The 25,659-nt window shown below is 59.7% G+C and carries 19 protein-coding genes; 7 read left to right on the top strand and 12 right to left on the bottom strand.

What is annotated here, in order from left to right:
- Nucleotides 1-370: 370 nt before the first annotated feature.
- The gene (locus tag HUU46_23895) at nt 371-1,324 is read left to right on the top strand and encodes an SPFH domain-containing protein (protein NUM56682.1); all 954 of its coding nucleotides are present in this window, start codon (nt 371-373) and stop codon (nt 1,322-1,324) included.
- Between the two features lie 280 nt (nt 1,325-1,604).
- A complete protein-coding gene (locus HUU46_23890) occupies nt 1,605-1,808 on the top strand; it encodes an Arc family DNA binding domain-containing protein (protein ID NUM56681.1) in 204 nt (67 codons plus the stop codon).
- A 352-nt stretch (nt 1,809-2,160) separates the two neighbouring features.
- On the opposite strand, the gene HUU46_23885 is transcribed toward HUU46_23890, so the two are convergent.
- The 11 genes from HUU46_23885 to HUU46_23835 form a co-directional block, all read right to left on the bottom strand.
- Entirely contained in the window at nt 2,161-6,678 is a 4,518-nt protein-coding gene (locus HUU46_23885) for a HEAT repeat domain-containing protein (GenBank protein NUM56680.1), read from the bottom strand.
- The gene (locus HUU46_23880) at nt 6,675-7,064 is read right to left on the bottom strand and encodes a BlaI/MecI/CopY family transcriptional regulator (GenBank protein ID NUM56679.1); all 390 of its coding nucleotides are present in this window, start codon (nt 7,062-7,064) and stop codon (nt 6,675-6,677) included. The genes HUU46_23885 and HUU46_23880 overlap by 4 nt, the downstream gene beginning before the upstream one ends.
- A gap of 175 nt (nt 7,065-7,239) precedes the next feature.
- Nucleotides 7,240-7,569, bottom strand: a complete 330-nt coding sequence (locus tag HUU46_23875) for a four helix bundle protein (protein ID NUM56678.1) — start codon at nt 7,567-7,569, stop codon at nt 7,240-7,242.
- A gap of 292 nt (nt 7,570-7,861) precedes the next feature.
- Nucleotides 7,862-9,289, bottom strand: a complete 1,428-nt coding sequence (locus tag HUU46_23870) for a neutral/alkaline non-lysosomal ceramidase N-terminal domain-containing protein (GenBank protein NUM56677.1) — start codon at nt 9,287-9,289, stop codon at nt 7,862-7,864.
- A gap of 61 nt (nt 9,290-9,350) precedes the next feature.
- Complete coding sequence (locus HUU46_23865) at nt 9,351-11,408, bottom strand: hypothetical protein (GenBank protein NUM56676.1); 2,058 nt, start codon at nt 11,406-11,408, stop codon at nt 9,351-9,353.
- Nucleotides 11,409-11,468: 60 nt separating this feature from the next.
- Nucleotides 11,469-12,677: a PQQ-like beta-propeller repeat protein gene (locus HUU46_23860; protein NUM56675.1), complete on the bottom strand. Its 1,209-nt coding sequence runs from the start codon at nt 12,675-12,677 to the stop codon at nt 11,469-11,471.
- A 44-nt stretch (nt 12,678-12,721) separates the two neighbouring features.
- Nucleotides 12,722-13,138 carry a PIN domain-containing protein gene (locus HUU46_23855; protein NUM56674.1) on the bottom strand — a complete coding sequence of 139 codons (417 nt, stop codon included), beginning with the start codon at nt 13,136-13,138 and terminating at the stop codon, nt 12,722-12,724.
- Nucleotides 13,135-13,347, bottom strand: a complete 213-nt coding sequence (locus HUU46_23850) for a DUF104 domain-containing protein (GenBank protein NUM56673.1) — start codon at nt 13,345-13,347, stop codon at nt 13,135-13,137. Before HUU46_23850 ends, HUU46_23855 begins: the two co-directional genes overlap by 4 nt.
- Before the next feature lie 59 nt (nt 13,348-13,406).
- A complete protein-coding gene (recR, locus tag HUU46_23845) occupies nt 13,407-14,006 on the bottom strand; it encodes a recombination protein RecR (GenBank protein ID NUM56672.1) in 600 nt (199 codons plus the stop codon).
- Between the two features lie 6 nt (nt 14,007-14,012).
- Entirely contained in the window at nt 14,013-14,528 is a 516-nt protein-coding gene (def, locus tag HUU46_23840; GenBank protein ID NUM56671.1) for a peptide deformylase, read from the bottom strand.
- 56 nt (nt 14,529-14,584) lie between these two features.
- On the bottom strand, nt 14,585-16,690 hold the full coding sequence (locus HUU46_23835) for an alkaline phosphatase family protein (GenBank protein ID NUM56670.1): 2,106 nt from the start codon (nt 16,688-16,690) through the stop codon (nt 14,585-14,587).
- A 167-nt stretch (nt 16,691-16,857) separates the two neighbouring features.
- Here HUU46_23835 and HUU46_23830 point away from each other — a divergent pair, with 167 nt between their 5' ends.
- The 3 genes from HUU46_23830 to HUU46_23820 all read left to right on the top strand — a co-directional run bounded on the left by HUU46_23830 (nt 16,858) and on the right by HUU46_23820 (nt 19,987).
- Nucleotides 16,858-17,298: a hypothetical protein gene (locus HUU46_23830; GenBank protein NUM56669.1), complete on the top strand. Its 441-nt coding sequence runs from the start codon at nt 16,858-16,860 to the stop codon at nt 17,296-17,298.
- A gap of 138 nt (nt 17,299-17,436) precedes the next feature.
- Nucleotides 17,437-18,195, top strand: coding sequence for a glucose 1-dehydrogenase (locus tag HUU46_23825; protein ID NUM56668.1), 759 nt, complete (start codon nt 17,437-17,439; stop codon nt 18,193-18,195).
- A 121-nt stretch (nt 18,196-18,316) separates the two neighbouring features.
- Nucleotides 18,317-19,987: a hypothetical protein gene (locus HUU46_23820; protein ID NUM56667.1), complete on the top strand. Its 1,671-nt coding sequence runs from the start codon at nt 18,317-18,319 to the stop codon at nt 19,985-19,987.
- Between the two features lie 67 nt (nt 19,988-20,054).
- Here the strand turns inward: HUU46_23820 and HUU46_23815 are convergent, their stop codons facing one another.
- Nucleotides 20,055-20,282: a hypothetical protein gene (locus HUU46_23815; GenBank protein ID NUM56666.1), complete on the bottom strand. Its 228-nt coding sequence runs from the start codon at nt 20,280-20,282 to the stop codon at nt 20,055-20,057.
- 94 nt (nt 20,283-20,376) lie between these two features.
- On the opposite strand from HUU46_23815, the gene HUU46_23810 reads away from it, so the two are divergent.
- Both HUU46_23810 and HUU46_23805 read left to right on the top strand, forming a co-directional pair.
- Entirely contained in the window at nt 20,377-22,203 is a 1,827-nt protein-coding gene (locus tag HUU46_23810) for a metallophosphoesterase (protein ID NUM56665.1), read from the top strand.
- Nucleotides 22,204-22,244: 41 nt separating this feature from the next.
- On the top strand, nt 22,245-25,133 hold the full coding sequence (locus HUU46_23805) for a carboxypeptidase regulatory-like domain-containing protein (GenBank protein ID NUM56664.1): 2,889 nt from the start codon (nt 22,245-22,247) through the stop codon (nt 25,131-25,133).
- Nucleotides 25,134-25,659 lie beyond the last annotated feature (526 nt).

Genomic DNA, 25,659 nt, shown 5'->3' with positions numbered 1-25,659 from the left:
CTTCAGGGAAGCATGCCGTGCACTTGATAGTTGAATCCGCATGCGAAACGACCTCTATTTGATTGACATAATTAACTAACAAATGCAAAAACTGTGAAAAAATCAAAGCATCGAACGGGACGTGCAAAGATCACAGAGTCGGCGGCAGTGGCAAAAGGTGGTGGGGCAGGAACTGTTGTTGGGCACCGACTTGATACGGTGAACGGGCGAAACACGGTTGCAACAGATATATGGGCGGTAAGCCAGTGCGCTACTTGTCGAAGGCCAAGAAGGGCCGGCAGGGGGCTTGCGGATGCGATATTGATATGATATCATTCTGATAACGTGGGTTGACGCGAAGGCGCGTATGGACTCGCAGGAGGGTTGTGTCATGACTCAGGAACGGTTGCGTACCGTGCAGAGCGGTTGGGGCATGCTGCCCCTCGCATTGTTGATTTGGATAGTGGTCATTCCGGCGGCGTTCGTTGGGGGGATCATGGCGGGGTCCGCGCCGCTGGTGGTGATCGCGGTGCTGCTGTTCGCTGCGAACCTCGTCGTGTCGCTCGGGTTCTTCGCGCTCCAGCCGAACGAGGCCCGGGTGTTGGTGCTATTTGGCGAATACCGCGGAACGGTCCGCGCGGAAGGGTTTCATTGGACTAACCCCTTCAGCGTGAAGCGCGGCGGCGTCACGACCGTGCCCAGCGAGAAGCACTCCGGCCAGGCGCAGGTAGTCTCGAAGCCGAACCGTTATGTCGTTTCGCTGCGCGCGCGGAACTTCGAGACGCAACGGCTCAAGGTGAACGATCAGCGCGGCAACCCCATCGAAATCGCGGCGGTCATCGTATGGCGCGTGCGCGACACCGCGCAGGCGATCTTCGACGTGGACGACTACGAGAACTACGTGAAGGTGCAGAGCGAGACGGGGCTGCGGCACCTTGCGAACTGCTATCCCTACGATCATTCGGGCGACAGCCCCGCCGAGGAGACGACGTTGCGCGACAGCAAGGACGTCGTGAGCGCGGCGCTGCAGCGCGAGCTTCAGGAGCGGTTGAACAAGGCCGGCGTGGAGGTCGACGAAGCGCGCCTCACGCACCTCGCGTACGCGCCGGAAATCGCGAATGCGATGCTCCGCCGGCAACAGGCCGAGGCGATCATCGCCGCACGCCAGAAGATCGTGCACGGCGCGGTCAGCATGGTGCAGATGGCCCTCACCGAACTCGACCAGCAAAACATCGTCCAGCTCGACGAAGAACGCAAGGCGGCCATGGTCGGAAATCTTCTCGTCGTCCTCTGCGCGGAACACGACGTCGAACCCATCGTCAACGCCGGGACGTTGTATCACTGACGGCATTGGTGCGTTTGGGACAACAAGTAGATTCGGATACCAGGGAAGTCATGGCGAACGTCAATCCACATCCCCCTAAATCCCCCTTCAAAGGGGGACTTAAGAAGAGGCCCATGGCCCCCTTCAAAGGGGGAGCTAAGGAGAGGCCGATGGCCCCCTTCAAAGGGGGACTGAATTCAGTGCCAACGACGTCCAACTGCAATTCTGTAAGTCCCCCTTTGAAGGGGGATTCAGGGGGATGTAGTCGCGTATTGAGACTGCACTAACGGACTCCAGACCGATGGCGGCGAAAAAAGAATTTCTGTTGCGCATCGATCCGGCCCTGTGGAACGAACTCCAAGCCTGGGCCGCCGACGAACTGCGCAGCGTCAACGGACAGATCGAGTACATCCTCCGCAATGCCATCGCGCGCCGGCGCGGCGGTAAAGACACCGTCGGCGACAGTGCGCAGGAGCCGTCGGCCAGTCCGGAGAATTCCAGATAGACGAGCGTTGACCTTTACCAAGAATCAAAGTAGAGCTTTTCAAGGCTGCGTTGCCACGCAGAGCTTGGTAACGAGAACGAAGGTCGTGTCTGGAATGCGAGTGCTGGGTAACGAGAACGAAGGTCGTGTCTGGAATGCGAGAGCTTGGCAACGAGAACCAAGGTCGTGGCTGGAATGCGCCTATCCATGACCAATTATTCATTCGTCCGATACTTCCTTCAGCTTACCTCTTTGCTTTAGTTCGTTTCTTTCACTTTCGGACAGCGGAATTGCCGCGCTATCGTAAATAAATCGCTCGGGTAAGGGTTCGGCGCCGTTGGCGTCGGAGTTGGAAGTCGGTTCGGGTGGGGTTTCACCGGGCTACGCCCGCGGCCTTGTTGATGGCCGCAGCAATTTCGTCCAAAGAAATGTCGCCGGTAATTATTCCGGATGTGCTGATGCCGTCATTGATGATTGGCGCGCTGAGGACGACGCCCTTGTAGACGATGGCCATTTTCCTGCCTTTGGCGCCGCTGGTGCGTTCGTAGAGTTTTTCCCCGGCCTCCGGTTTGATGCCGAAGGCAATGCAAGGCTCGCCTGTCTGATCGTCGACACGCACTGCGGCGTCGGTCATGTCAGCTTCCGTCAGCCAGATGTCGTCCGCCAGCGCCATTGTCGCATCAGGATCGTTCTTCGTCGGCGCGGGGGTGCGCGGTTTGCCTTCCGCGTCCGCGCCTTCGAGGACGAGGCGGAACTGGAGGAGCGGCGCGGTGGTATTTGTTTCAGCGCCGGGTACTGCTTCGGGTAAGGCTGATTCAGCGGGTGAAGGCGTAGCTGGAGCGTCGGACGCTTGCGCCTCGGATGGTTGTTCCTGTAGTTCGGTCAGCGCGCGCTCGGAATCGATGCGAGTTTCCGGAATTCCCCGAAGTTTATCCAGAAACTCCTTTGCACGTGGATCTTTATTCTCGGCCAGGGTGAGGGCTGCGCGTAACTGCAACTTTGCCATGTATATTTTGTCGTCGCGCAGTAGTCCGTACAACATGTCCAATGCGGCGGGTGAATGGATTTTGCACAGTGCAAGAACGATTCGTGCCCAAGCGGTGTTTTCGCCGATAGCAGATTGTTGGGCCGACTTGACGTATACGCCTCGTAGAGCGTCAAAAGCGTCAGGCGTACCTATTTGGACAATTGACGTGGCGGCTGCAGTTTGGACGCTGCCTTCGTCAAACTGTAATGCATCCGAGAGTGGGCCAATCGCAGCGGGATCGTTGATTTCGCCCAAGGCCTCGGCAACGGCCAAGCGCACTTCCCTTTGGGGATCGGTGCGAAGCGCAGCTACGAGCGCATCACTCGCTTGTGCGCCGCCGATCTTACCGAGCGCTCGTGCCGCTTCCTCACGTGCGGGTGTCTCCGTCGCCTGATTTTTCAGCGTTTCCTCCAACACCGGCACGGCAGCGGGGTCTTTCAGGTCGCCCAGACTATTGACCGCGCTGATTTGCGTGTGTGGATCGATCCCTTTTTCCAATACGCTGACCAGAATAGGGACGGCGCGCGGGTCGCCGATTTCGCCGAGTGCGCCGGCCGCGGCCACGCGCACCTCGTAGCTCGAACTTTGCAGCGAACTGACGAGCACGTTGTAGGCGCGTTTTTCCTTCAGCTTTCCAAGCGCCCTTATGGCACTTGTTTGGCTCCCAGCCTGAATATTGGCGGCAATGCGGATCAACGGCTCGACCGCGCGCGGATCACCGATGTTGCCCAGCGCCTCGCAAATGCTTATGACCGTGTCGGAGCCTACGGTGTCGAGCAGAGTCACAAGTGGTTCGACGACGTCTAAGCCGCCAATCTGCGACAGTGCAGACGCGATGAAATTTAGACTGGCGGGCGATTCCGCCACGTCGGTAAACGGCAACGTCCTGTCAAGGTTCATGGCCGCTACCAGTGCAGGTATTGCTTTAGGTCCTATCGCCTCCCATCCCGAATTGCGGCCTACTGCAATGCGGAGCGCAATCTTTTCCTCGTCGTTGGACGGCTGCCACTTGCGTTTTTCAGAGGCACGGAGCAGTGGGCGTCCGCATATTCTCCGGATGAACATATTCTGGTCACGCATGCCCGCAATCAGCGCGGTTGTTCTCGATACGGTCGCGTCGGAGTTGTCAGGGAGCGAATCGAGTCCGATTGCCAGCCCCGCGGCGGCCCATGCCCGCACGTCTTTTTGCGCATCGCGCATGGCGTTGACCTGTGCTTGAACAACCTCCGTTCGGTTTAACAGCGCCGACATTTCCGCGGTGATTCTTCCAATTGGGTTGTTGCGGAACTGGGGTATGGCCAAGACCTTTGTCAGACCTGCGCGAACTCGCCAGTTGTCGTCGGCCATGGCGCGGGCAATGAGTTGCTGAAACGAATTGGTCTCGAGTGCTACGAATGCCTGCATCAAATCCGCGTTTGAATAGTCCGAAGTCATCACTTCCCATGGAAGTTGGTGGTCCGGAAGTCCGCGTTTTCCAGAGTCGACCAAGGGAATCTTGCCGAGCACGCCGATAATGACGTCTATCACTTCGGGATGCTTTAAGAAGACAAGGGCTTTAATGGCACCTCGCTGAACGCCCCAGTCTTCATCCGCGGCGGCGAGCTGCAAGATCGGCATGACTTGCTCCGGATCGAAGTGGGCCAGCGCTTTCGCCGCAACGTCGGCGGTTTCGCGATCTTCTTTTAACGCGGCGACGAGGTGTTTGATCGATTTGGGTTCTTTGAGATTTCCTAGCACTTCGGCGGCTGCAGATCGGACGCGTTTGTCTTCGTCTTTAAGCAACGGGACGATGAGTTGCCAAGCGCTTGGGGCTTTGGTTTCCGCGAGTTGCTGAATCGCGAGTTTGCGCAGCCACCAGTCCTTGTCCTGCAATTGACGCGCAAGTTCGGCTTGCTCGGGAGACAAGCTCAGCGGAATTCCGAGAAAAGACGTTGCTGGTGGCGGTTCGTCCGCGCGCTGCTCGCCGGATGCGACTTCTTCGTTGACCGACAGATTTTCATTATTCTTAGAATCGACAGGATTTGCCTCCGGTTGGTGTGCCTTGTAGTCTGGGGCATTGTCATGGGAAGCAATGTCAGGACTCGCGCTCGCTGGTGTGTCCTGCTTTCGATCTACTTCCGTATATGGGCTGATAACGAACTGTACAGGGTCGACGATTTCGGAGGTAGCATTTTTCATGGCGTCCGGATAATACTTCTTGAGTAGACCGAACGTATCTTTGTCCAGTTTGATGAGTTGGGCACTGACATCTCCAATCGCTATCCAGGGCTTGAGTCGAAGTGTGAAGACTATAACTCCACCATCTCGCGTATCTCGTGATACGCGAACGTCGCGGACACCTTCAATCTTTTCAGCTCGCCCTCTCACGTCTTGGACTAGCCGCGATCCATAAAGGTCTTCACCTTCAAATAGTAGTGGAGGCGTCTCTACGCCACCGCTGCGAGAGGCAGATTGATCACGACCACCTGCCTGATTGTCGAACGTATTTGAAATTTCGTTTAGTTCCCAAGGATTCATTTCGACAACTTCGGCGGGTCTTCCCTCCGCATTGATCACACGCGCTTTGATCGTGCCAATCGCTCCCTCCGCGCTATGCTTCTCTTCCTGACCGGTAGCCACTGGCGTGATCACTGGTATTTCTTGAGTCTCTTTTGGTTTAGGTGCGCTCTCAGGGATGGTAGTCTCATCCTTGGCGGCAAATAGTTGCGCACCGCCGATAAGCAGACTGGTCGAAAGTAGTCCCAGTAGCCAGCCCATGTGCCGCAGCCGCACCGCGGGCGCCGGTTCGCCGAGGATGCGCGCGATGCGGTGACGGAGGTGGGAGGCTTTGCCGGTGGCGCTGAGGGTGGGGACGGCGTTGCGTGTCGCGAGGCCTCGCGCGAGGGTTGCGGCGGCGAGGAGGGATTCGGCGTAGTGGTGCGCGTCGCCGCCGAGGCGGACGACGAGGTCGTCGCAGCAGTGTTCGCGTTCGATGCGGATTTGGCGCGAGAGCAGCCAGACAACGGGGTGGTAAAACAGAAGCGCTTCGATGACGCGTTGGACGAGGTTCACGATATGGTCGTAGCGTCGGATGTGGGCGAGTTCGTGTAGCACGAGGTACTCGACCTGTTCGGGAGTCATGCCGGTGGCGGCGGAGAGCGGCAGGAGAACCATGGGGCGCAGGACGCCGACGACGGTGGGCACGGCGACGCGCGCGCAGTAGGCGATGGCGGGCGCGAATTGAAGGCCCATGGCGCGGGCGTGGCGCGCGACGGCGCTGAGGATAGCGCCGTCGGCGACGGGTTCGGACCTGCGGCGGAGCCAACTGCCTCCGGCAACGCCGAAGGCGAGGCGCAGGAGCAGTGCGCACGCGATGAGGGCATAGAGCAGTACGCAAGTGCGGGCGGCGTGTTCGCGCGTGAATGAGAATGTGGACTGTGATTGTTCCGGCGTAATGGCGACTGCGATGGGTCGATTTTTTTCGTTGGCGGCGTTTGGGGCGGTGTACGAAGTGTCGGCTCGGACGGAGCCTCGCCCCACCCTATCCGGCCCCTCGCCCGTTTGCTCCACGCTGTTTTGATCCAAACCGGCTCGGACAGAGCCTCGCCCCACCCTGTACGGTCCTTCAGGTTCCAGCAAGGAAACGGTTCGTGGGGTGTTCACGAGGTACGCGGCGATTGGCGATGAGGCCACGAGAAGTAGGCCCAGCAGGAGTGTTGCGTATCGGGCATGCGTCCGTTTGCGACCGAGCAGTACGAAGATGAGAAACACCGCGGCACCAATGGACGCGCCGATCCAAAGCGAGTGCACGAACGCCATGGCTAAACGCATCCAGATCGTGGGCGCGGCGGTGACGTCGATCGCGGTGATTGCGATTTCGTTCATGACTTTTTCTCCCCCTTGCGGCGCACGAGCTTTTGCACTTCTTTCAACTCGGCGTCGTTGAGTTCGCCCTGGTCGAGCAGATGCACCACCGCTGCACTAACGGAGCCGTCGAACAGGCGGTTGACGGTGTCGCGCAGCATGCGGCGGGTGGTGGATTCGCGCGAGACTTTTGGTTCGTAGACGTAGCCGGTCCCGGATTTGATGCGTTTTAGATACCCCTTTCCGACCATGATGTTCATGATCGTCATGACGGAGGTGTAGGCAAGGTCGCGTCCGCCGGAGAGGGCTTCCCGCACGCGGCGCACGGGTACACGGGGTTCGCGCCAGAGGATCTTGAGGATCTCGAGTTCGAGTTCGGTGGGATGCTTTGAAGCGGGGCGGGTCATGGGGATGGGCCTCCGGGGGTGCTACTAATTTATTAGTAGTATGCGCCATTGCCGTGGTTCTGTCAAGGGGGTGAGTAGGGATCAGGGTATAGGGTCCAGGGTTCAGCAGAAAGAGGAATAGGGTCTTGGGCTATGAGACAGCCGGACCCTAAGGTTCGGGGATTCAGCCCGATGGTTACCGTTTGTTTGGTTTAGGGTCGAGTACGGCAGTGAAGCGGTGCAGCATCTTTCCGATTTCTTGGGCGAGTTTCCAGATTGGCGCGGCCTCAGTTCTCGTGATGTACTTTAAGCGCGTCGCCAGAATCAGGTGGGTTTCGGTTTCGGCGAGTGAACCCATAGCGATGAACAGGAACTGATTGTATTCGCCACGGTTTCGTCGGGCATAGCCTTCCGCGATGTTGGCGGGTATAGATGCAGCCGAGCGTCGTAATTGGCTCGTACGCGCAAATCGCTCGTCCGCAGGAAAGCGTTTTGTGCACTCGTATATCGCAACTGCCAAGTCCATAGATTTCTGTCACACGACCAAGTCTCGGTATGTCTGCAGATGCTTTGGATCGCTTTGACGAGTCACGCCACGTTCCTCCCAAATAGAGCAATTCTAGTTTGAGCACACCGTCTGTTTCGTGCTTCTGCTCATGATTCGTCATCGTACTCGCACTCGATACTCGAAAAGATCGAGTACGATGACGAGCGGGAGCACGAGCACGCGGTGCAGTCGACCGTGAAACGCTCTAGCTCCCACTCCCAACGTTGTGTTACGTGATTCTGCCGAACCCTGAACCCTATACCCTGAACCCTCAGGCCGTTGCGTCTACCACCTGGAAATCTTCCGCGGAGCAGAAGTCTTTCAATTTCCCGGCGAGTTTGCCGATTTCTGATTGCGCTTCGAGGACGAGTTTTTCGCCGGCGCCGAGGCCGACGTACGTAGCGGCGACGCCGCCGTAGCCGCCGGCAGCGGCATCGAGGATGGTTGGGAAGTAGATGTGGAAGTCGTTGGAGTAGCCGACCAGGAGGGAGCGGGGGTGCGTCGTGGCGGTTGCATCGGATTTGCCGCCCGCGGCACGGAGCTTCGGCCACAGCGGCGCGTATTGCTTAAGGTCTACTTGATGGCGAGTGAAGAGTTCGCCGGGTACGAACGCGAACGCGAATTCGCCGTTTAGCAGAAGGACGGACAAGGGTACGGCTAGATCGGGCTTGAGGTCTTTGAGGTACCGGTCGAAGATGCCGCCGTAGACGCCGCGGAATACTTCGACCTGCTTTGGATCGGTGAAATCCCAGCGCGTGCCGACTTCGATCATCTTCTCCGCGTACGCGAGCGACGGCGCGGCGGGTTCGGACGTCTCGATATTGGGCAGGGCGGCGAGAACGGCGTCGGCGCATTCCTTGCCGACGGAGCGCATGGACTCGACACCGCCTTGATCGCGCGGGGTCTTGTCGAGATAGGGATTGATGTCGCCGCACCCGCCTTGCAGGAACAAACATTCCGCGCCGCTTGTCGCTTTCACGATGCGGCACATCTCGCCGACCCAGTCCGCGGTGTATTCGCGGTTGTCGCCGCCGAGCACGACGGGGTGACACGCGAAATGCACGAGCGCCGCGTATGGCTTTCCTTCCAACGTTTCGAGCCTGATGATGGTTGCTTCGCGGTCCACGGGCGCGGTGGGACGTTTCTTGTCGTTGCGCCAGAGCATCTCGCACTTGCCGTCGGGCGTGATGAGGCGGCGGTTGTGGGAGACGTCGAATATCGTGGAGGCGACGCCGAGCTTGACGGGGGTCAGATTCTTCGCGGCCTCATCGATACTGTCCGCGAGCTTGCCCGCGATGTCGCGCACGTGCGGGTCGTCGTCCATTTCCATGACGGGTCCGCCGTGCGTGTGCGATGCGGTGAAGATAGCGTGCGTAATGCCGGCGCTTCTGACCTGTTGGCGAATCTCGTCGAGCACCGGTTGGCGCGGCACGCGACCGAGGTCCATCGTCACGATGGCGATTGCCGTATCGGCGACTTTCAGCACCAGCGCGCGGGCATGCAAGGGATCGAGCGTCCCGGTCGATGGGCCTTTTCGGTCGCTGTATCCCCACATGGTGACGCCGGGCGGCGGGGTGATGTCGCGTACGGCGACTCCTGCGAGCAAAGCATTGTGGTCCAATTCCGCTCCTCCCGATTGAGTTGTCAGCGCGGCCAGCGCGGATGTTGCGATGAATTCTCTGCGTGTTACCGGTAGCATTCCACTCTCCCTATTGAACCTGGATTGCCGATGACTTCACAACGTAAAACGCACAAGCATATCAACCAAATATGTTCCCCAATCGCGTGGGCTTGTTTGTGTTGTCGATGCACTGTTGCATCAAAACACGTTTCGCTGCGCGCGAGGGGGCCTTCAGCGCCTTCTCGATGAGCGCGACGTGGCCCGCCAAGTCCCGAAGCGGCCTTTCCATTCGGAAGAACCCGATGTCACGGATGCCGAAGAGTTCATTCGTCTCCTCGCCCAATGCGCGGGCCTCGTCGCGAAGGGCATCCAACTCGGCGTTCGTTGCAGGTTCGCGCAAGACGGTGAGCGCAGTTTCCAGAGAATCGTTCAGCTTGCCCGATTTCAAGCCATCTTCTAGCGACGCGCGAACGCGCGCTTCCTGGTCGAGTTGACGCCGCAATCGCAACTGCAGATGTTTATCGAGTGCGGCGTGCTGCATGTGCATGCGCCAACGGTGGTCGACGCGCATCAGGTCCGGCGGAATTCTTGGTCCCGCTTCCTTGACCAATGCGTAATATGTGTCGATATGGCCGTTTTGCGCGACGGGCGTTTCCAATGTGTACTCCATTTGGAGGAGGGCTTCGGCCATCAGAGGCGCGGCGTCTTGGCCAAAGTGATATGAGCAGTAGTCGTCGAGTACTTCATCGAGGGACTGGTTGGGATTCCACAATAAGCGATTCCAGATGTATTGATGGAACTCGTCGTGGTACCCCTCGGAATAGACGATGTCGCCTTCGGAAAACGGCATGATGGCTTTGAAGATGCGGTACATCGCCGCGGGACGGGCGTGGAAGGTCCTGCGGCCGTACGCGCGCACGACGTGCGGATCGGGATTTGCGACGGCGTACTGCGCGCTGATCCAATGCGTGATGTCCGAGTAATGCACGATGCGCTGGTCCGCGGGCAGTTCACGCAGCGTTTCGGAGAGATACCGGTTCACGGGCCCATCGCCGGGATATTCGAACAAGTCGTCGCGGAGATGGTCGCGGAAATAGTTTGACATGGCGTTGCTGCCCGGGCCGTAGCAGAGTCCGTAGAGCCAGGAGCGCGGCCCGGCGTTGAGGTAGTCGAAGATGTAGCGATCGCCGGCGTTGTCGATTCCCTGGTTTGCGATTAGCACGATGCTGTCCGGATGGGTCTTGTGCCAGAGGGCCGCAAGTTCCTCGCTGAGGTGCACAAACGTCTTTCCCCATGGTGTGCAGCGGGCGTCGGTGCAGCCGCCCGGATCGCCTGCGTAGAAACGCATGACGTCGTGGTCCGCGCGTTTGGCAAAATCCGTTGTCCACTGTTCGATCAGGGCCTGGTGCGCTTCCGGCACGTTGGGGCACACCCAGTTTTTCCCCTCCCACGCTTCGCGTCCGCCCGCCTTCCATTCGTTTGGGAACTCGCGATTGAGTTGATTTGGCCGGGCGCCGGTGGTGCTCATGAGTCCCAGCGATTTCACGAAGTCGTAGACGGCGCCGCCTTCATCGCCGGTGTAGAAGCAATTCGCGCCCGCGAACGCGTAATCGAGAATGACGTCGAACAGTTCGTCCTGCGTCCAGCCGCGCGCACCGGTCGCGCGCATCATCGTCCCGCCCTGATTGGCGGACGAGCCGCGAAAGCGATAGGCTGGCGCGCTGCGGATATCTACGTCGCCAATTTCTGCACCATCCGGGACGTTACGAATTCTGCGGAGGACTTCACCCGCGGCGTATAGAACGCCCCTCGAATCCGCGCCAACGGCGAGCAGGCCGGGTCCGCCTTCGAACGTCACGGATTTCACCGCATAGCTCTCCGGTGCGCGGCGTGTTTTGCCCGGCAATTGCACCGCGTGCGCGAGGCACGCCTTGTCCGTCAATGCGCTTTTGCCTGCTTCGCCGAGAAGAATCCAATAGCCGGACTCTCCGTTGAAGTTCGGGGCCACGTTGACGGTGACCGCGCTGCGAGATTCGATGCGCTTTTTTAGAAACGGTGCGATGCGGCTTGCGGCAGCGTCCGCTGCAACGACGGTAATTTGCGCCGCGCGTTGAACATCCGCGCTACAGGCAAGAGTTAGCGCGAATTGGACAATGCCCGTCAGGGCAAGAGCCCGCAGTGACATCGAGCGTTTCATCTGATGCTCCAATCCATTGGGCGCGGGTATTCGCGCGCCGCCGTTCGAGGATACGCCGCTTCAGCGTGCAGCGCGAATGTCGAACGCGCTCAGGGTATCGCCGTGGCGGATGTAGAGTCGCTCGCCGGAGATGACCGGGTGCGCCCAGTGTTGGCCATCGCCCGCGGCAATTTTGAAGCTGCTGACAAGTTGGTACGACTCGGGATTCGCGCGCACCAACCCGAGCGTGCCCTTCTCGCCGTAGCAGTAGAGGTTTCCATCGGCGTAAACGATCGACCCCATTCCCACGCCGGAAGTGCGATACATCGTGTTGCCGTCGCTCGCGCGCAGGCACGCCCAGCGGTGCGAACTGCTCGCCCCGTAGACGTAGCCGTCGATAAAGACGAGGCCACCGTGGTTCGTGTTGAGCGTGGCGTCTTCCCATATCAATTCGACGTTTCGGCCGTCCGTTGACAATGCGTACATGCGCCCACCTTTTCCGTGGCCGCTTGTCGCGTAGAGCAATCCGTCGACATATACCGGGGTAACGGAATGATTCTGCAGCGTTTCGTTTTCGTCGAAAGGTTGCCGCCAAACTACTTTGCCGTTGGATGCTTCGATTCCGACGATACTTTGCACCGGCATCGTCACGATGAGGCGCAGATCGCCGCGTTGAATCAGGATGGGAGAACAATACGCCGCCTGCTCGCTCAATCCCGTCGAGGTCCAGATGGTCTCGCCGGTAAGTTTGTCGAGCGCGGCGACGGACGCGTCTTTTCCGCCAGGCGTACAGATGACATTGCTGCCGTCGATTAATAACGACTCGGCAAACCCGCACATGGGCGGTTCGCCGCCAAAGCGCTTCGCGATATCGACCTCCCACAATTTGTCTCCCGACGTGGCGTCCACGCACAGAAGTAGTCCGTGCCCGCTGAGGACGTAAACGCGGCCGTCGTTTACGGTCGGGCAACAGCGCGTGCCGGGCTGTTGTCCCGCCCATTCCGCGCCATAGTCAATTTGCCAATTGCGGGAGCCGTCGAGTTTGAGTGAGGTCAGGAGTCCGCGGTGGGTTCCGGGCGCTTTGCCAGTCGTGTATATGGCGCCGTTCGCAACGGCAACGGACGAAAACCCTTCGCCAATACCATCAATGGTCCATAGCAGCGGCGGACCTTCCGTGGGCCATTGGGCGAGCAGACCGGATTCAGTGTATTTGCCGTCGCGATTGTGCCCGCGCCATTGGGGGGAGTCGTCGGCCATCGCTGCGGGAAAGCATGCAAGAAGCGACAACACGATACCAGCACGGAAGCGAACGTATCTATAGCAAACGTTTGGATTCATATCAGACCGAGTTGCTGAAGCAGATCCTCGGGTGTAATTGGAGCAATCGGGCTGGCGCCGAAGTCGGCAGTGTTGCGCGTGACAATGAGTTCGCAGTTTGCGGCCTCAGCCATCGCCGCGACTATTGCGTCTTCGAAGTCCTTGATAGGCAATTTACGCGCGCGGGAAAACGTTTCAGCCGTTGCCGGTGCGACTTCAAATCTCTCAAGTACCCAGTCGATTGTCTCAATTGCTTTGACGGGACCACATTCTTTTCGCAAGATGTAGTACGCCGTCGTGACGCCGTGGGCGGGGACATATCCGTGATGCGAGCCATCGATGGCGAGACGCAGCGCGACGCCCGAATCATACGCGAATTCGCCACGGCCCTGAAAAACATCGAGCAAGATGTTCGTGTCGAACATCAAGTTCATTTGAGATGCTTAGCTTTGATGGCGTCGAGACGCTCCGCATCCAAATCCTCAACATCGCGAAGAATACCGAATACCTTTCGAATCTCCGGATGGAGCCCTTCCGGTGCCGTTTCGTTAACGACCTCGATGCGCACACGCGCGCCTTCCGGAAGGTCTACCCGGTCGTCGACGACAATCGCCCCGTTTTCAATATGTCCGCGCACTGTCATGTCCCACCTCCGTGCCAGCCGCATTATACACCGACCATGCGCACCGGCTTGAGTCTCGGCTAGCCCAGTTTCGTGCGGCCTTGCAGCGCGTGGGTTAGGGTGAGACCGTCGGCGAGTTCGAGGCCGCCGCCCATGGGAACGCCGTGCGCGATGCGCGTGACGGAGACGCCGAGCGCGGAGAGTCGTTTCGAGAGATAGAGCGCGGTTGCTTCACCTTCGGACGTGGCGTTGGTGGCGACGATGACTTCGTGCACACCGCCCGCTTCGATACGGCGGACGAGCCTTTCAACGGTCAATTCGCCGGGACCGATGCCCTCGAGCGGGTTGAGTGCGCCGTTCAACACGTGATAGAGGCCGTGGTAGGCGCCGCCGTTTTCGATCGCCATCATTCCGGATGGGCGCTCGACGACACAGATCGTAGCGCGATCGCGCGAGGGGTTCGCGCACACGGCGCAGGGATTGGTTTCCGTAAGCGTACAGCACTCGGAGCAGGTCGTGATGCGCTCGCGCGCGTCGCGTACGGCGTCGCTCAAGATTCGCGCGTCCTCGATGGGCGCGCTCAAAATGTGCAGTGCGTAACGCTCCGCGGTGCGTTTGCCCACGCCCGGCAGGCGCCGGAACGCTTCGACAAGACGCTCGACCGACGGCGACTCGAACAGCACGGCCTAGCCCCGAACGCCGTCCGCGAGCAACCGCCCGCGAATGTCGTCCCACTCCTGCATCTTCGCGTGGCGCGTAAGCACGTCGACGCGGTCGAGCATGATGGTGCCGTTCAAGTGATCGAACTCGTGCTGAATGATGCGCGCGAGAAAACCGGTAGCGACGAAGTCCACCGGCGCGCCGGTTTCATCCAGCGCGCGCACGCGCAGACTGGTCGCGCGGGGCACTTGCACGTATATCTCCGGCAGGCTGAGGCATCCCTCCTGGCCGTCTTCCTGTCCTTCCAGGTCCGAAAGTTCGGGATTGATGAGGCACATTTTCGCGCCTTCGGGTTCGTGCAACACGAAGATGCGCTTCGCGACGCTGACTTGCGGCCCGGCCAGTCCGACGCCCTCGTATTCGTACATTGTTTCGAACATGTCTTCGGCCAGTTGCCGAATCTTCGGGCCGACATGATCGATCGGCGCCGCGACTTTCGTCAGCGGGTCATCGGGATACAAGACTACGTTCAGAACGCTCATTCCATCCTCTCAACTACAGATGCGCATTTCCTGCCGCCATTCGTAATCGCGATCGATCACAGCAATGGCTTCCCTTCGAAGTCCGCGGGAACCGATGCGCCGAGGTACTGCAGGGCGGTCACGCCGAGATCGATGATTCGTGGAGTCTCGGTGTTGGTCTTCTTGTTCGAGAAGAAGATGCCCGGCGTGTTCGCGACATCGGAACTGCCGTGTTCGCCGCTCCACTTGTCGTCATTAACCTCGAACAACGGCTCGGGCGCGGACCCGCTCACTGTGGATTTGCTCGACTGATAGCCGTCTGCGTAACCCAACTGCAGGTCCGGCGCGTCCGCTTTGGATTTGCCGGTGAACACGTCGCTCGTGTAGATGTTGTCGAATACTTTCGCGCCGGTTTCCGGATCGGTCACCGCGAGCAGTTTATCGCGAATCTCGGAGGCCAGCGTCTGCGCGTCCGCGGGGTCGACGATACCTTTTCCTTCGCGGCCTTTTAGATTCAGGAAGATGCTTCCCAATCCGACGCTGTAGACCTTCGAGGCGGTCCAGTCAAATCCTTGCAGGAAGCCCTGCTCTTTTGTTGTGAACGCCGTTGCTGCGTCGGTTTGGCCCTTGACCGTCAAATATCCGTTTCGGACGAGCCACGTATTCACGTTAAATCCGGTACGGAAGCTCTTGAATCCATGATCGGAGAGAATCATCAACAAATCGTCCGGTCCCAGTTTCGCCGCGACCTTGCCAACGATTTCATCCATCTTCTTGTACGTGTCTTCTATGGCGCGTCCGTACTTTTTCGCGCCGGACTCGGTGTAAAGCGGGTGCTTCGGATCGCGGAACCGCCAGAACATGTGTGACACGCGGTCGGGACCCGTCCACGCGGCGATGAGCATGTCCTTGCCACGGTCGAGTTCATCCAGCGTAAGCCGTTCGTGGAACGCCATCGTCTGCGCCACGTCGGCGAGGAATGCGTCGTCCGTCAATGCGTCCTGCCGGAGCGCGTGCGTGTCGTAGGACCATCCGATCGTCTTGTAGAGGCCGTACCGATCTTGGAGTTCGCCGGAATACGACTCCGGCGTCGAGAACCGCACGTACGGCGCCTTCGGATGGTTCTGAAGGCACGCCATATACACGTTGACGTGTTCGCCTGCGTCAATGACGTAGAACCGGCTGATTGCCTTTACGGTAAATTGGGGCGACAACTCGAACGTCCATTCGATCCATTTCGACCACTCGTCCTTCTTTACGGTGAGCTCGTCCATGGGCGTTTTGACGGTCACCGCGTTTGCCGCGCGGTCCACGGTGAATTGAATGTCCGCGTGAACGAATCCCTTCGGCGAATCGTACTTTTCGCGCACGTCGCGCGCGCCGGGCACCGTCGCTTTTGCGATATCGCCTTCAAACGTCAAGGGAATCAGGAAACCGCCCGAGACGGATTCCTGTTTCGTGTAGGTATCGGAGAACGAAAAGAAGGAATTGTCCGTGCCGCGGATGTCCTGTACGCCGAGACCGCAGAGCATGTGACCCTGTGTGAGGTCGTCGGCGGGAAACGCGAACGGCACCATGAGCGACGTACACGTCAGCCCCTGCGCGTCGGCGACTTTCCAGAATGAATCTCCCTTGCGGTTGCCGTTGAATCTCGCGGGCTGAAGGAGTGCGCCGTCCGCGCTCAACTTGGCGTGATCGAGGCGGCCAAACCCGGGTTTCGGCAAGGGCACGGCGGGATCGCGCTGCACGAAATCGTAGATGCCGTGCGCGCCGGTGTTCTTGCAGGTGAGGAACGACGACCACGCACTTGGCGATTGCGGCGGAATCGCCGAAGTTAGTCTCTGGTATGAACCTTCGTCACGGAGCTTGGCGAGGTTAGGCAATTCGTTCGCGGCAAACATCGCGTCCACAATCGTTGGCTCGACACCGTCAAACCCTAGAATTACCACGCGGCCCTTTTTAGGCCCCGCAGGCGACGCAGGTTCCGCCGCGGGCGCCGGCGTGGACTCCGCCTTCGGAGCGACGGCCGGCGCGGTGGTTTGCGGTTCGGCCGAAGGCTCGGGTGCAGCCGGCGCCGGCGTGGGTCCGCTCCCGCATCCTGGGGCTACAATCAGCGCGAGCGCAGACACCAAAACGGCCAGGGCCGCGCCCGCCAAAAAACGTCGACTGCTTTTCGATGACATCGTATGGATTCACCTCGAATTAACGGGACCTCGCAGCACCAAAACGCCAAGTATACCAATGAAAAGCGGCGGTTGCACGCGCGCGCGCCGCGCGTTAGAATTGCCCGGCATGTGTGGGCGTGAGGGCGCCCATCGCTATTCAAGTAACCATACAAGGGGACAGAGCCGTGAAGACGAAAATCCTGGTGCAGGCAGCAGTCGTTCTGTGTTGTGTTGGCATGGCCGCCGGGTGCGCGACGGCCGGCGGCGGTTCGGCGGCGGCGAAAGGTGTCGACGACCAAACCGCGATTACCAAGACGCTTGGCGAGTGGGGCAGCGCGTTGGCGGCGAAGAACGTCGATTCGATACTCGCGTTTTATTCGGATTCGTTCCGCGACGAAGAGGGCCGCGACAAATCGACGCTGAAACAATTTCTTCAGGATGTGATCGCGAACGGCTACCTGGACGGCGCGAAGGTCGATGTTGCGACGGCGCAAATCTCGATAAACGGCAGCGAAGCCGTGGTCGCGCCGGTTGCGCTCTCCGGCGACATGGGCGGCATCTCGCTTTCCATTTCGATGAAGAAAGAAGGCGGCGCCTGGAAGATCACGAGCAGCGGCCAGGCATAACGGAATACGCGTGCATTCTCGCGCCCTTGGCCCGTCCGAGGGCGCGTTTCCTTTGGGGCAGTCACGTTTAACCGGGCGCGAGGGCGTATCGCAATGGCCCGTCCGCGCGGGCGATTCAATTGAAGGAGTACTCGATTCATGCGCCTCCAAGACAAAGTGGCAATCATCACCGGCGCGGGCCTCGGCATGGGCCGCGAAGCATCCGTCCTGTTCGGCAAGGAAGGCGCATCGGTCTGCGTGTTCGATATGAACGCTGACGCGGGCAAGGAGACGGTCAAATTGGTCGAACAAGCGGGCGGCAAGGCAGTGTTCGCGCAAGGCGACGTGAGCAAGGAGGCGGACGTCAAGCGCGCGATCGAGGAGACCGTACGTGCATTTGGCAAACTCAATGTTCTGTACGCGAACGCGGGCGTGTTGTGGAAGGACCGCGACAAATCGGTAATCGAGACGACGGAGGAAAACTGGGACGTCGTGCAGGCGATTAACCTCAAGGGCGCGTTCTTCCTCACCAAGCACGGCATCCCCGCATTACGCAACGCGGGCGGCGGATCGATCATTCTTGTAGGCTCAATCTCGGCGCTGGCGGGCTTCACGCTCGCGCAGGATTCGTACACCTGCGCGAAGGGCGCGCTTATCTCGCTCACGAAGTCGCTCGCGATTCAGTTTGCGCCCGAACAAATCCGATGCAACATCATTCATCCCGGATTTATCGATACGCCGTTGCAGGCGCCGTATCTGAACGATCAGAAACGCGTCGCGATTGCGAATGAAATTCCGATGCGGCGGATTGGGACCGCGCGGGACATCGCGAACGCGGCGCTCTTCCTTGCGTCCGACGAGTCGAGCTGGATGACCGGCGCGGAAATGGTGGTCGACGGCGGGTTCATGGCGATGTAGCGTCGCGCGAGTTCATCGCGCAAGCCACGGCCATTTTACGCATACGAGGGCGCGTTAATCCGTGACCTTGCTTCCGCGTACTTGGGTGTATACTGCCGATGATCGGGGTAGGAGGCAGGGCATGCACTCACTCGTTGGCCTTCGCCACACATGGGAATCGCTGCGCTTGTTTGTGCAGGGGGACTTGACGACGCGTTGGGTCGCGACTCCGGCTGCGCAAGACCTCGTCATCAATCTGGACTCGGCAAGCCTGAACGACGTCCGCCTTTTCGATCCCATCGACCGGCTCTCGTGGCTTGGCCCATGCGACAAGTGCGACCGCACTGTTTATCACCTGCCGGGATCGTGGAAGTACTTGGTGTTTTTTCAGGCGCGACGTGAACTTCAATACTTCGCACGTGGAATCTCCATCGGCGTGCGCGCACGTAATCTCGTCGAACGGTTGTGGCTGCACATTGCAGAGGGTGACGGCTTTTCTCCATTTCGCGGCAAGATCGTTCGCGACGGGAAAGAGATTTCGATTGCGCCGAGTATGCGAAACGCGGACATCCGCGCGATCCTGGGAACGCCCGACCGAATCGACGATCAGGGCGATCCGTGCCCCGTGTGGCCCGGTTACGAGTACTATTTCGACGATGCGACCGTTTCGATCCACTTTTCGGACGAGGGCACGGTGTCGCAAATCGGAATCAGCGAGGACTGCCGCTACAACCCGACGCAGGGTTGGATCCGCGACGAGTCAATCGAACTGGTAGCAGACTTGGACAAAGGTTCGCTCTGCGGCGTGGGCATCGGCGATGCGTTCAACGATTTTCAGTTCTTGGGGCGCGCCAGTGAATATATGAAAATGTCGGTGTCGTCGTGCGATCGATTCGGCGAGTCGTGCGATGACGAATCGGAAGTTGACACGTACAAGTACGCGAGTCTGGGCGTACAGATCGATGCAGAGAAAGGTCGTGTAAGTTCTATTCAAATCCAATTGCGGGAATCATCGCGGCGCACCGGCCGTGCTTTTCCTGGCACAGTCGTGCTAGATGGACAGCGTCACAAGGTGGATGCGTTCCTAACATCCGATCAGATTAGCCAAATATTCGGTCCTCCTGAAGCGACAAATGCGGGAGAGCCCGGCGCACGGCACTCTGTTTTTCAGCATCATGTGTATAAAGGCAGGATGTTCTCCGTTTGGCTGGATTCGAAAGGTAATGCGGAGACGCTGAACTGGTGCGAAGCGGGCCCTACTCCGGAAAACCCAACCAAATTATGGGAGAACGCCGACAAGCCTCCCCTGACTGCGAATTGGGACGACATGACCCTGTGCGGTGTTCGGCTTGGCGAACCGCTCGAGCGGATACGATTTCTCGGTCCAGCAAACCATGCCATGCCCCCAGCAGAAAAGGCTGGCGACGGCGACCCTCGCTACGTGGAGAATCGACGTGGTGCGCGCGTCTTGTATTTCGGTTCGCACAGCATACACTGCACAATCGATTCCGATGAGAGACTGGTACTTTTTGGGTTTCAAGTCACGGCAGGCGACGACGATTGGACGAAGCCGTGGGAAGGCGTTATGTATCGAGGGAACGGTGCGTCCCTTTCGCTGGAAGGTCACACCGAGGAACAAATCGTAAACATCCTGGGTAACCCTGATCGCGTCGTACTCCATCACTCAAAGAACGGAAAGGTCAATGCAAAGTGGCTCATATACGAGGGTGAAGCTGCCGACAGGAGCGTATTGCTGCTGAGTCCCGGCATTGCCCATCGAGTGGAGTTCCGGGCGAAGACCAAGGGGGAATGAACAGACTGCGCATGGGAATTCGTCGGGATGAGTCCGGCATGTCGGACGCGTAAACCGTTGAGTTTTTTTAGCCTGAACTGGCGTCGGGCAATCCGTCATCCGGTCTGTACCCAGCGCACGAATTGACTGGCAAACGCGGATACTTCGCAAATGCCTTGTCCTCATCGTGCTTCCCGCAGCGCCAGTACGCGTCGCCGCCGCGCGGGTGCGGGACGATGCGGCCGTGAACGCACGTGGCGCACAGGCCGACGTTCGAATCTTGGATTTTGAATTCAGGGTTTTGGGTTGGTTCCACGCTGTCGAAACTCCGACCCTGCGCACATGGCTTGTGTCCACCCTACGTGCTAAGATGAACAAACTCAAGCGATTTCTATCTATGGTGCATAACGATGACGAATCGAATCTGCTGTGCCGTACTCATTATGACGGGAGTCTTGTACGCCGAACCGGCGAGGACCGTCGCCGATCGCGCGTTCGAGATGTTGCGGAAGGACCCGCCGGTCTCCCCGGATGTGTTCGACTTCGCCGTCGTCGCGGACACGCGATCGCTCAAAGTTGACCAGCAGTCCGAGACGTTCAAGCAGCTCATTCATGATTTCAACGCGCTGAAGCCGGCGTTCATCGTCGACGTCGGCGACATTATCCTCGGCGGGTCGGCCGATCTCGTTCCCGCACAGTGGGACGAGTTTGATCGCGTTACGGCAGATTTGCAGGTTCCGCTCTTTCCCGCGACGGGCAATCACGACGTTTTCGACGAGGCTACCGAGAAGGTTTGGACGGAGCGCGTCGGCCCGCTGACTTATGCGTTCACGTACGGTAATTCGCGTTTCGTCATTCTCAATGCGGAAGAGAACAACGTCGTCGATCGCATTTCCGAATCGCAATTGGCGTGGCTGAAGGACGAGCTCGAATCGCATTCCGCGCAGCATGTTTTCGTTTTCATTCATCAACCGTATTTTGCGCGCGACTGGGACCGGCAGTGGGCCATGGTGCACGACGTACTCGTGAAACACCCCGTACGCATGGTCTTTGGCGGCGACAACCATATCTATCGCTACGTAGGCGATCGCGACGGTATCCACTACGTAATTAGCGCGGGCGGCGGCGCAGAGGTGCGGGTACCCGAAGACGAAGGCGGTTTTCACCACTTCGTGCTGGTACGCGTGCGCGGCGACCGGTTCGACTGGTCGGTCGTGAAGCCGGGTTCGATTCTGCCGAAGGACGTCGTCACGCAGGCGCGCATCGACGAAATCAAGTTCGCGCGCAATGAATGGATAAGAACGGAAATGGTCGAAGTGCCTGTCGGCGAGCCGTTCGACCGTTCCGTCTCCGTCGCCGTGCAAGCCCCCGGCGATGGAGAGATCGCGTGGACCGTCCCGGCGGGTTGGCACGTGCAGCCCGCGAGCATGAAGTATGCAATTGCGGCGCCGGCGTCGGGCATAACATCGAGCCCGCTCGCGACGTTCGAGTTCGACATCAAGGCCGATGACGCCGCTGCCGTGAAGTATCCCGTGCCCGAGTTCACCACAACGTACAGCAACGCAAAACACGGCGCGGCGATTGAGGTTAAAGGGCGTTTGAATCTCGTGCCGTCGTACACCGTGCGCCGCGCGCCGGGTCCGATTGCCGTAGACGGCGACCTCGCGGAGTGGTCGAACGTCGCATCTATCCCGCTGCCGTATGGATGGGCGTTCGACGTAAACGATACGGCCGACCACCAGACGTCGATTCAGTTGGCATATGACGCCGAAAACCTGTATCTCGCGGCAGTGGTCAAAGACGACGAGTTTCATCAACCCTACGCCGGCGACATCGTATGGTCCGCGGACAACCTGCAACTATTCTTCCGCATGGAAGACCGCGCAAACGCGCCACGCGTCTACAAACATTATTGGGAGTGGGGCTTGACGCTCACGAATGCGGGTCCGGAAGTGTTCATGTATCACGGCGTGAACCGCGAGAGTATTGTCGTTAACGCGGCCGTCAAACTGGCGGTGAAGCGCGCGGGCGAACTCACGCACTACGAAGCAGCATTCCCGAAGTCCGAGGTCGCGCCGCTCGAGTTGTCGCCAGGCGCGACGTTTCTGTTTTCGATTGCGTCCAACGACTTGGATCCGTCGCATGCCGATCGTACGCGACACTGGTCCGAACTGACGCCCGGCGTCGGCGATGCCGTGCCCGGAGCGCCGTTGGCGAAGGTGACGTTGGCCGAATGATCGTTACGGGTCCTATTGCTTGCGTCAATTGAAGTACCGCCATGAACTCGACATTGAAGAACTCGCTCCCCCTTCTGATCGCGGCCGTCGCCGCGATCGGTATTGGCATTGGCATCTATCTGGCCGCGACCCATAAACCACAACCTGTAGCGGCACCGGCCGCCAGGGAAATCGCACCGCCCGAAGCGCCGGCGCAGGAAACCACGGCGGCCCCCGCCGAGACCGATTCGCCCCTCGTTCGCGTGTTTGGAATCGTGACCGATTCCGCGACCGGCGCGACAATTGATAACGCACAGATTCGCGTGCGGCGAGAACGCCGCGACCGAGATCAGGAGGTGCGCGAACCGGCCGAATCGACGACGGACGCGAACGGCACGTACGAAGTGCGCATCGAACCGGACACCTTCGATTCGATTGTCTGCTTCGCGCCCGGCTATACGCGGCAACGCAATGCGCTTAGCATCGGCAGTCGCGGCGAAGTCCGGATGGACTTTCAACTCGTGCTTGGCGGCACCGTAACGGGCCGCGTGACAGACAAGAGCACCGGCGAAGCGGTCGAGGGGATCGGCATCGAACTCGTAGGCGCGCAGGAGAACGTTCTCGAGCGCATGCGCGGGCGGCAGTTCGATCCGGGGCGCGGCGCGCGCACCCAGGCGGACGGCACATACGCGCTGGACGGCGTGCCGGCGGGATCGTATCGCGCGATGCTGAGTATGCGCGGCACCGGCTATCTCTACAAGCCGGAGGACGCCGTTGCCATCGACATTGAAGCGGGCAAGACATACGAGAATGTGAACTTCATGGTCGAGCGCGGCGCAGAGATCACCGGACGCGTACGCAACGCGCAGACCGGCCAGCCCGTCGCGGATGCAACGGTCATGGCAATGCCCACGCAAATGATCCGGCGCACGATGCAGCGCATGAGCACGGGCGCGGTCGGCAACATCGGGCCCACCGAGACGCGCACGGACGAGCAGGGCGAGTTTGTACTGCGCGGCCTGGACTTCGACTCGGAGTATCACGCGGTTGCGCGCGCGGGCGGACTCGCGATGGGCGCGAGCGAACTTGTCACACTCGACCGAATGAAGGCCGCGCCGCGTGTCGAGATTTCGTTGACGCGCGGGAGCACAGTAAGCGGAACGGCGCGCTACGTCGACGGATCGCCGGCATCGGGGTCGTCACTGCTACTGTTTCCCGAAAGCGGCGAAAACTGGGATTTCTTCACGGGACCGCGCGGCACGCGCACAAACGACGACGGTAGCTTTGCGCTCGAAAACGTGAGCGCGGGTTCGTATTGGCTGCGGCCCGAGGGCGAGTTCAGCGGCGGCTTCATTGGCCGCGCCTCAAACTCGCAGAATAAATCGGCGAAGGTCGAAGCGGACGGCGTCACCGACGTTTCGGGCGTGGAAATAATCATCGCAAAAGAGACGCCCAAGAACGCCGACGATCCGGTACAGGGTTCGATCAAGGGCGTCGTGCTCGACGAGAACGGCGCGCCTACAGCAGACGCCCGCGTTGAAGCGCGGCAAGTGGGCAACACGGGCCGCAGCTATGGCGCGACAACGGAAGCGGACGGGACTTTTGAGTTGAAGGAACTGCGTGGGCCGGTGTTCGATCTTTCGGTAAGCGCGGACGAGGGAATCGCGAAGCAAGCCGCGGTGCCCGTTGGCGCGGACGTGACCTTGCGCCTTACGCCGCCGGCGTCTCTCAGCGGGTTCGTCGTGGACGGTGCGGGCGAACCCGTTCCCGGCTGCTCCGTGCGGCTCACCAATCTCGACGAATCGGGTAAGGTCTCCTCGTTCATCTCCGTGATGCAGGGCATACTTGGTGCGCAGCCCGGTGGCGAAAGCACGGATGCAAACGGGCAGTTCGAGTTTACGAAGCTCGCGCCGGGTTCGTACGTCGTGAAGGCGTCGAGCGCGTCGCGCGGGACGGCGGAGACAACGCCGCTCGCAGTAGCCGCGGGCGAGGACGTGACGGGCGTGCAGCTCGTGCTGAGTCCGGGCGTGACGATCAGTGGGACGGTGTTTGGGCCAAACGGCGAACTCGTGCGCGGCGCGACGGTTCAGCTTGGCCCCGTCTCGCAAGACACCGCGGCGAACCTCGTTTCCGCTTTTGTGCCCACCGGCGTGTTGAAGACTGCCGGCACAACGACAACCAACGAATCCGGCGAGTTCACACTGAATCAAGTTGCGCCCGGCACGTATCGGTTGGTCGCGTCGCACACCGAGTATGCGAAAAGCATCGACCCGAACTTTACGGTATCGGCGGGACGCGACATCACGGCGCACCGGATCGTTTTGGGCAAGGGAGGCGAAGCGCGCGGCACTTTTACGATTGACGGCAGGCCGCAGCCCGGTGCGATGATCGTGATGCTGGGCGAGTCCGGCGTCGAGATCGTGCAGACCGACAGCCAGGGCCGGTTCGACGTAAAGGGGCTTACTTCGGGCACGCACATGATCGCCGCGTTCGATCCGTCTCGGATCGCGTCGGGCGGCGCGGGAATTCAGTTCAGCCCGCAGGTCGTGGATATTAACGACGGCGAGGCCGCGGACATCTCGCTCGGCGGTTCGGGCGGCGTGAAAGTCACCGGCACCTTGTCCGGCGGCGACCTTGGCACGCTTACGCTCGTTGCGTTGCGCAGACCCGACGGCACGTCGCTGTCCAATCTCGATCTGACCGATTTTTCAAATCTGCTCGAATCGTTGCGTTCGCTTGGCAGCCAAACTGTCGCGGGGCAGGACGGCGCGTTCTCCATGGAAAACGTCCCGCCGGGCAACTACACGCTCGAGGTCTACACCATGGACTTCGACGAGTCCAACCCCGATATCAACGCGCTGCTGAACCTTCCGCGCACGCCCGCCTACAGCCATCCCATCGAGATTGGCCCGAATCAACAGCCGCTCGAAATCGATTTGTCGGCGCTGTAGCAGAACGTGTGTTACATTTCTGGCCGTGAACGGGACAAGGGTGGGGCGAGGCTCCGTCCGAGCCACCTTCGTCATGGAGATTCACCGCAATGTCGAGCGACACTGACCATCCCGAGCGAGGTAATCCCGCCGACGGCAACTACTTCCTTGACCGCGGGTACATAATTCTTGCGACCGTCTGCACACGTCAACGCAAGCCATGGTTGGCCAATTCTCGCGTTCACGCGTTACTGCGCGAGGCGTGGCAAGAGGCGAACGCATGGCTTGTCGGCCGTTACGTTATATTGCCCGACCATCTTCACTTTTTTGCGTCCCCGGGCGATGGCGTGACCGATATCGATCCGTGGATAAAGTATTGGAAGTCCAGATTTTCGATGAAGTATCTCGACGTAAGATGCAAGTGGCAATCGCGATCATGGAATTCTAGCCCAACTTCCGCAGTTTGGAAAGCGATCATGATGATTTTTTAGGCATGAAGGGTTTGGGAGCGTTGTAAGTTCAGTGGTGTGAGTGCCTGGTTTCTCCT

The organism is Candidatus Hydrogenedentota bacterium, from assembly GCA_013359265.1.
Lineage (GTDB): Bacteria > Hydrogenedentota > Hydrogenedentia > Hydrogenedentales > SLHB01 > JABWCD01.
Note: the sequence above shows the minus strand (reverse complement) of the source record. Positions and strands in the feature narration are given on the sequence as shown.